Raw genomic sequence first — 5,246 nt, forward strand, 5'->3', positions numbered from 1 at the left:
AGCGCATCCTGTGGCAATTCCAGTTCAGCCGCAGCGAGGTTCTCCCCGAGATGCCCGACCGACGATGTGCCGGGGATCAGCAGGATGTTGGGCGCGCGGCGCAGCAGCCAGGCGAGCGCGACCTGCATTGGCGTGGCGCCGAGGCGCGCCGCGATTTCCGACAGGGTGGAGGATTGCAGCGGGTTGAAGCCGCCGAGCGGGAAGAACGGCACATAGGCGATGCCATCGCGGGCAAGATCGTCGATCAGGGCATCGTCGCCGCGATGCGCCAGATTGTACTGGTTCTGCACGCAGACGATCTCGGCGATCCCCCGTCCTTGCGCGATCTGCGCCGGCGTCACGTTGCTCAGCCCGATGTGCCTGACCAGACCCTGTTGTTGGAGCTCGGCCAGCACGGTAAGCGGCGCTTCGATCGATCCTTCGGCGGGGCCATGGGTATCGAACATGATGCGTAGGTTGACGACGTCGAGCACCTCGAGCCCGAGATTGCTGAGATTGTCGTGTACCGCCTGGGTGAGCGCTTCCGCGGAAAAGGCCGGCAGCCACGATCCATCCGCGCCGCGCCGGGCACCGATCTTGGTGACGATGACGAGATCTTGGGGGTAGGGCGCCAGCGCCTCGCGGATCAGCCGGTTGGTGACGTGCGGACCGTAGAAGTCGCTGGTATCGATATGGTCGACGCCTTGCGCAATCGCCTCGCGCAGCACGGCCAATGCCGCGTCATGATCCTTGGGCGGCCCGAACACGCCGGGTCCCGCGAGTTGCATGGCACCGTAGCCGAGCCGCTTCACGGTGCGGCTGCCAAGCTTGAAGGTGGCGGGGGCGAAGGTGCCGGATTGTTGGATGTTGGACATGATTGATCTCCTTGAGGAGGCAGAGATAGGCGCTGCCCAACCTCGTGATAATCCGGTACAATCCACACAGGCCGTGCGGAATGGCGAACAATGATGGACCTCAGCGATCTGAATGCTTTCGTGGCGGTGGCGCGCGCCGGCGGCTTTCGCGACGGCGCGCGTGCGAGCGGCGGCAGCGCCTCCGGCCTGAGTGAGGCGGTGCGTCGCCTGGAAGTGCAGCTCGGTGTCAGGCTGTTCAACCGCACGACGCGCAGCGTTGTCCCGACCGAGGCGGGCCTCAGCCTTCTGGAGCGGCTCGGCCCGGCGCTGTCGGAGGTGGAGGCGGCGCTGGACGTGGTGAACGGCTTTCGCGACAGGCCGGCTGGCTCGTTGCGTCTCAACGTGCCGGTCAGTGCTGCGCGGCTGATATTGCCCGATATCGTGCCGGGTTTCCTCGCCGCCTATCCCGGTATCCGGCTGGAGGTGATCGCCGACGAGAACTTCGTCGACGTGCTGGCGGCCGGCTGCGATGCCGGCATCCGCTATGACGAGCGGCTGGAGCAGGACATGATCGCGGTGCCGATCGGACCGCGCGTGCAGCGTTTCGCCACGGCCGCCAGCCCTGCCTATCTTGATCGCCATGGCCGCCCGCAACACCCGAGCGACCTGCTTGGCCACTCCTGCGTGCGTGGGCGCTTTGCCAGCGGTGCGATGCTGCCCTGGGAATTCGAGCGAGACGGCGAGGTGGTGCGGGTCGATCCGACAGGCCCCTTGATCGTGCGGATCGGCGGGGCGACGGATCTTGCCGTCGACGCGGCTATTGCCGGCACCGGCATCATCGGCCTCTTCGAGGGCTGGCTGCGCCCTTACTTCGACAGCGTCGCTCTTGAGCCCGTGCTCGAACCGTGGTGGCAGAGTTTTCCCGGACCGTTTCTCTATTATCCCGGCCGGCGCCTGGTTCCGGCCCCGCTGCGGGCGTTCATCGACTATATCAAGGGCGGCAAGGCCTGACCTGTTTCCGGCGCCGTCACCCCACCCGGCGCTCCGCGCCGACCTTCCCATTGAGGGGAGGTAGGGCGCCGCGCTCTTCTAGCTCCCCTTGATGGGAAGGTCGCGCCGTAGGCGTGGGTGGGGTGACTGCCGAGCCGCAAACAAAAAGGCCGCCCGGAGGCGGCCTTTTCGATTGTCTGAAGCTGCGAAGTGCTTAGCGCTTGGAAAACTGGAAGCTACGACGGGCCTTGGCCTTGCCGTACTTCTTGCGCTCGACGACGCGGCTGTCGCGGGTCAGGAAGCCGCCCTTCTTGAGCACGGCGCGCAGCGTCGGCTCGTAGTAGGTCAGCGCCTTGGAGATGCCGTGACGCACGGCGCCAGCCTGGCCGGAGAGACCGCCGCCGACGACTGTCGCGACGATGTCGTACTGGCCGGCGCGGTTGGAGGCGATGATCGGCTGGTTGAGGATCATCTGCAGGACCGGACGCGCGAAATAGGTCGCGAATTCCTTGTCGTTGACGATGATCTTGCCGGAACCCGGCTTCACCCAGACGCGCGCAATGGCGTTCTTGCGCTTGCCGGTGGCATAGGCGCGGCCCGACTTGTCGAGCTTCTGGACGTGGACGGGGGCCGCCGGCTGGGTATTGGTGTTGCCGGTGGCGGCGCCCAGTTCTGCGAGCGAGGAAAGCTCAGCCATCTTATGCGACCTTCTTGTTCTTGGCGTTCAGCTTGGCCACGTCGAGCACGACGGGCTGCTGGGCGACATGCGGATGCTCGGCGCCTGCATAGACGCGCAGGTTCTTCATCTGGCGACGGCCGAGCGGGCCACGCGGGACCATGCGCTCAACGGCCTTCTCGACGACACGCTCGGGGAAACGACCCTCGAGCAGCTGGCGCGCGGTGCGCTCCTTGATGCCGCCTGGGTGGCCGGTGTGCCAGTAATAGACCTTGTCGGTGAATTTCTTGCCGGTGAACACCACCTTGTCGGCATTGATGACGATGACGTTGTCGCCGTCGTCGACGTGCGGGGTGAAGGTCGGCTTGTGCTTGCCGCGGAGATGATTGGCGATGACAGTGGCCAGACGACCGACGACGAGACCTTCGGCGTCGATCAGGATCCACTTCTTCACCACATCCGCAGGCTTCTGCGAAAAGGTTGTCATGTTTTCTGCTCTCGGTTCTGACCTTCATAAGAGAAGGCGTTTCTTGTTGCTTGGATTGGCGAAAGGCGCTTGCCCGCCGCCAATAACAAAACGGCGGCCTTTGCGGGCCGCTGCTTCGTGGAGGCTTATAGGCGAGGGTGGTGACCGCGTCAAGGCGAACGAAAAGGTAGATATCAGGTAAAATGTAGCAAAAACAATAACTTGAACAAAAGGTATTATTTTACCACATCACCATTCCGCTTCGGCGGGATCGAATAGGTGCCGATGGCATGCGCCACCGTGTGTCCGTCTGGGCCGGCAACGATGTCGATGTCGAACACCATCAGGCTCTTTCCCAGCTTCAGGATGCGGCAATGGCCGTCGATCGGTCCTGCCTCGGCCTTGCGCACGAAATTGATGTCGAGGTTGACGGTGACCGAAAGCGCATCCGGCCCGGCATGGCTGAGCACGCAGACGTAGCCGCCAATGTCGGCCAGCGTGAACAGCGAGGGGCCGGACACCGTGCCGCCGGGACGCAAATGCCGTTCGCCGGCGTTGAGCCGCACGGTGCAGCCGCCCGGGAACACGTCGATCGCCTCGAAATATTTGAACTGCTCATTGAGCTGCGGATAGACGGTTTCCATCAGCGCATTGACTTGTTGCGCGGTCAGCACGGGCTTGAGGTTGGTCTGGGCGGGCATGTCTTGGTCTCTCGCTTTGCGCCAGGCCTGTATGAGCGCAGCGCGGCATTTCTGACAACCTTCGTCCCCTGGCGCAAGCGATCGGTGTTGGACGAAACCTGATCCGGTATTAGATAGTCTGGCAGCCCCAGCGGAATCGCGGAGAACCCTATCCATGGCCGAAATCCTTGCCATCAAGCCTGCCGCCGTTGAGGGTCCGGTGGTTGCACAACTGGACAAGGGCGTGCTGCGCCTCACACTCGCCAATCCGCCTGCCAACGCGCTGTCGCTGGCGGTGATGGCGGCGCTGACGGCCGAACTCGAGCGCGCCAGGGCCGACAAGGCCGTTCGCGTCATCGTCTTGTCGGCTGCCGGCAAGGTGTTCTGCGCCGGCCATGATCTCAAGGAAATGACCGCGCGCCGCACTGACGCCGATCATGGCAAGGCCTTTTTCGCAGAGACGTTTGCCGCTTGTGCGACGCTGATGCAGGCGATCGTGCGTCATCCAGTGCCTGTCATCGCCGAGGTTGACGGCCTGGCCACCGCCGCCGGGCTGCAACTGGTCGCCAGCTGCGACCTGGCGATCGCTTCGCATGAGGCGACCTTCTGTACGCCGGGTGTCAACATCGGCCTGTTCTGCTCGACGCCGATGGTGGCGCTGTCGCGCAACGTCTCGCGCAAGCATGCGATGGAGATGCTGTTGACCGGCGAGACCATTGATGCGGCAACCGCCAAGGAATTCGGCCTGGTCAACCGCGTCGTGCCGCGTGAATACCTGAATCAGATCGTCACCAAATACGCGCAAACCATTGCTTCCAAATCATCTTTGGTGGTCAAGACGGGCAAGGAGGCGTTTTACTCGCAGGCCGAAATGGGGCTGGCGGATGCTTACACCTATACCGGCCGGATCATGGTCGAAAACATGCTCGCGCGCGACGCCGAGGAAGGCATCGGCGCCTTCATCGGCAAGCGCAAGCCGGAATGGACGGACGAATAGGAGCAGCACCATGGAGCCGCGAATCTCTATCGTTACCATCGCCACCGATGATCTGGACCGCGCGGTGCGCTTTTACGAGGCTATGGGCTTGAAGCGGCATGCCGGTATCACCGACGGTGTCGCCTTCTTCCAGATGGGCGGCGTCATTCTTGGTCTGTTCCCACGTGCCAGCGCAGAAGAGGATTCCGGCATCGCCTTCGCCGCGGCGCCATCGGCGGTCTACCTCGCCTACAACACCCGCTCCGACGCCGAAGTCGACGACGTGCTCGCCAGGGCGGAAAAAGCCGGCGGCCGCATCGTCAAGCCGGCCGGCCGCGCCTTCTGGGGCGGCTGGTACGGCTACTTCGCCGACGCCGACGGGCATGTCTGGGAAGTGGCGCACAATCCGGCCTTTCCGATCGCGGAAGACGGCACGATTTCGCTACCTGGCTGATGGCCCATCGCAAGCAGCTGACGCGGCTCAAGGCTCCCTATCTGAAGCGCATCCTGCTCGATGCCGTGCGGGTCGAGGATTGGGAAAAATATCCATGGAACCTGCCGCTGTTTCGCGGCCACGACTTCGAACTCGAATTCACCACGCCGATCACCATCATCGTCGGCGAGA

Annotated in this window: 7 protein-coding genes and 1 pseudogene; 4 read left to right on the forward strand and 4 right to left on the reverse strand. The window is 63.7% G+C overall.

The genetic code is table 11. From position 1 onward, the window contains the following. Positions 1–854 (reverse strand): aldo/keto reductase family oxidoreductase (locus EOA22_RS23535; protein ID WP_164755758.1); only part of this gene is annotated, 854 nt, incomplete at its 3' end. A 90-nt stretch (positions 855–944) separates the two neighbouring features. On the opposite strand from EOA22_RS23535, the gene EOA22_RS23540 reads away from it, so the two are divergent. After that, positions 945–1,844: a LysR family transcriptional regulator gene (locus EOA22_RS23540; protein WP_127390248.1), complete on the forward strand. Its 900-nt coding sequence runs from the start codon at positions 945–947 to the stop codon at positions 1,842–1,844. 193 nt (positions 1,845–2,037) lie between these two features. Here the strand turns inward: EOA22_RS23540 and rpsI are convergent, their stop codons facing one another. The 3 genes from rpsI to EOA22_RS23555 form a co-directional block, all read right to left on the reverse strand. Continuing rightward, positions 2,038–2,520 carry a 30S ribosomal protein S9 gene (rpsI, locus tag EOA22_RS23545; protein ID WP_023810272.1) on the reverse strand — a complete coding sequence of 161 codons (483 nt, stop codon included), beginning with the start codon at positions 2,518–2,520 and terminating at the stop codon, positions 2,038–2,040. 1 nt (position 2,521) lies between these two features. Further along, complete coding sequence (gene rplM / locus EOA22_RS23550) at positions 2,522–2,986, reverse strand: 50S ribosomal protein L13 (protein WP_013532205.1); 465 nt, start codon at positions 2,984–2,986, stop codon at positions 2,522–2,524. A 215-nt stretch (positions 2,987–3,201) separates the two neighbouring features. Beyond that, positions 3,202–3,666, reverse strand: coding sequence for a PaaI family thioesterase (locus EOA22_RS23555; RefSeq protein WP_063167783.1), 465 nt, complete (start codon positions 3,664–3,666; stop codon positions 3,202–3,204). A 154-nt stretch (positions 3,667–3,820) separates the two neighbouring features. Between EOA22_RS23555 and EOA22_RS23560 the strand changes: the two genes are divergently transcribed. The 3 genes and pseudogenes from EOA22_RS23560 to EOA22_RS39025 all read left to right on the forward strand — a co-directional run. Beyond that, positions 3,821–4,642: an enoyl-CoA hydratase gene (locus tag EOA22_RS23560; protein ID WP_063167784.1), complete on the forward strand. Its 822-nt coding sequence runs from the start codon at positions 3,821–3,823 to the stop codon at positions 4,640–4,642. A gap of 10 nt (positions 4,643–4,652) precedes the next feature. Continuing rightward, complete coding sequence (locus tag EOA22_RS23565; RefSeq protein WP_013532202.1) at positions 4,653–5,075, forward strand: VOC family protein; 423 nt, start codon at positions 4,653–4,655, stop codon at positions 5,073–5,075. Continuing rightward, positions 5,075–5,246 (forward strand): annotated as a pseudogene (locus tag EOA22_RS39025) (ATP-binding protein); the annotation flags it as partial. The gene EOA22_RS23565 and the pseudogene EOA22_RS39025, both read left to right, overlap by 1 nt.

Origin of the sequence: Mesorhizobium sp. M7A.F.Ca.US.014.04.1.1 (assembly GCF_003998745.1) — a bacterium.
Lineage (GTDB): Bacteria > Pseudomonadota > Alphaproteobacteria > Rhizobiales > Rhizobiaceae > Mesorhizobium > Mesorhizobium ciceri.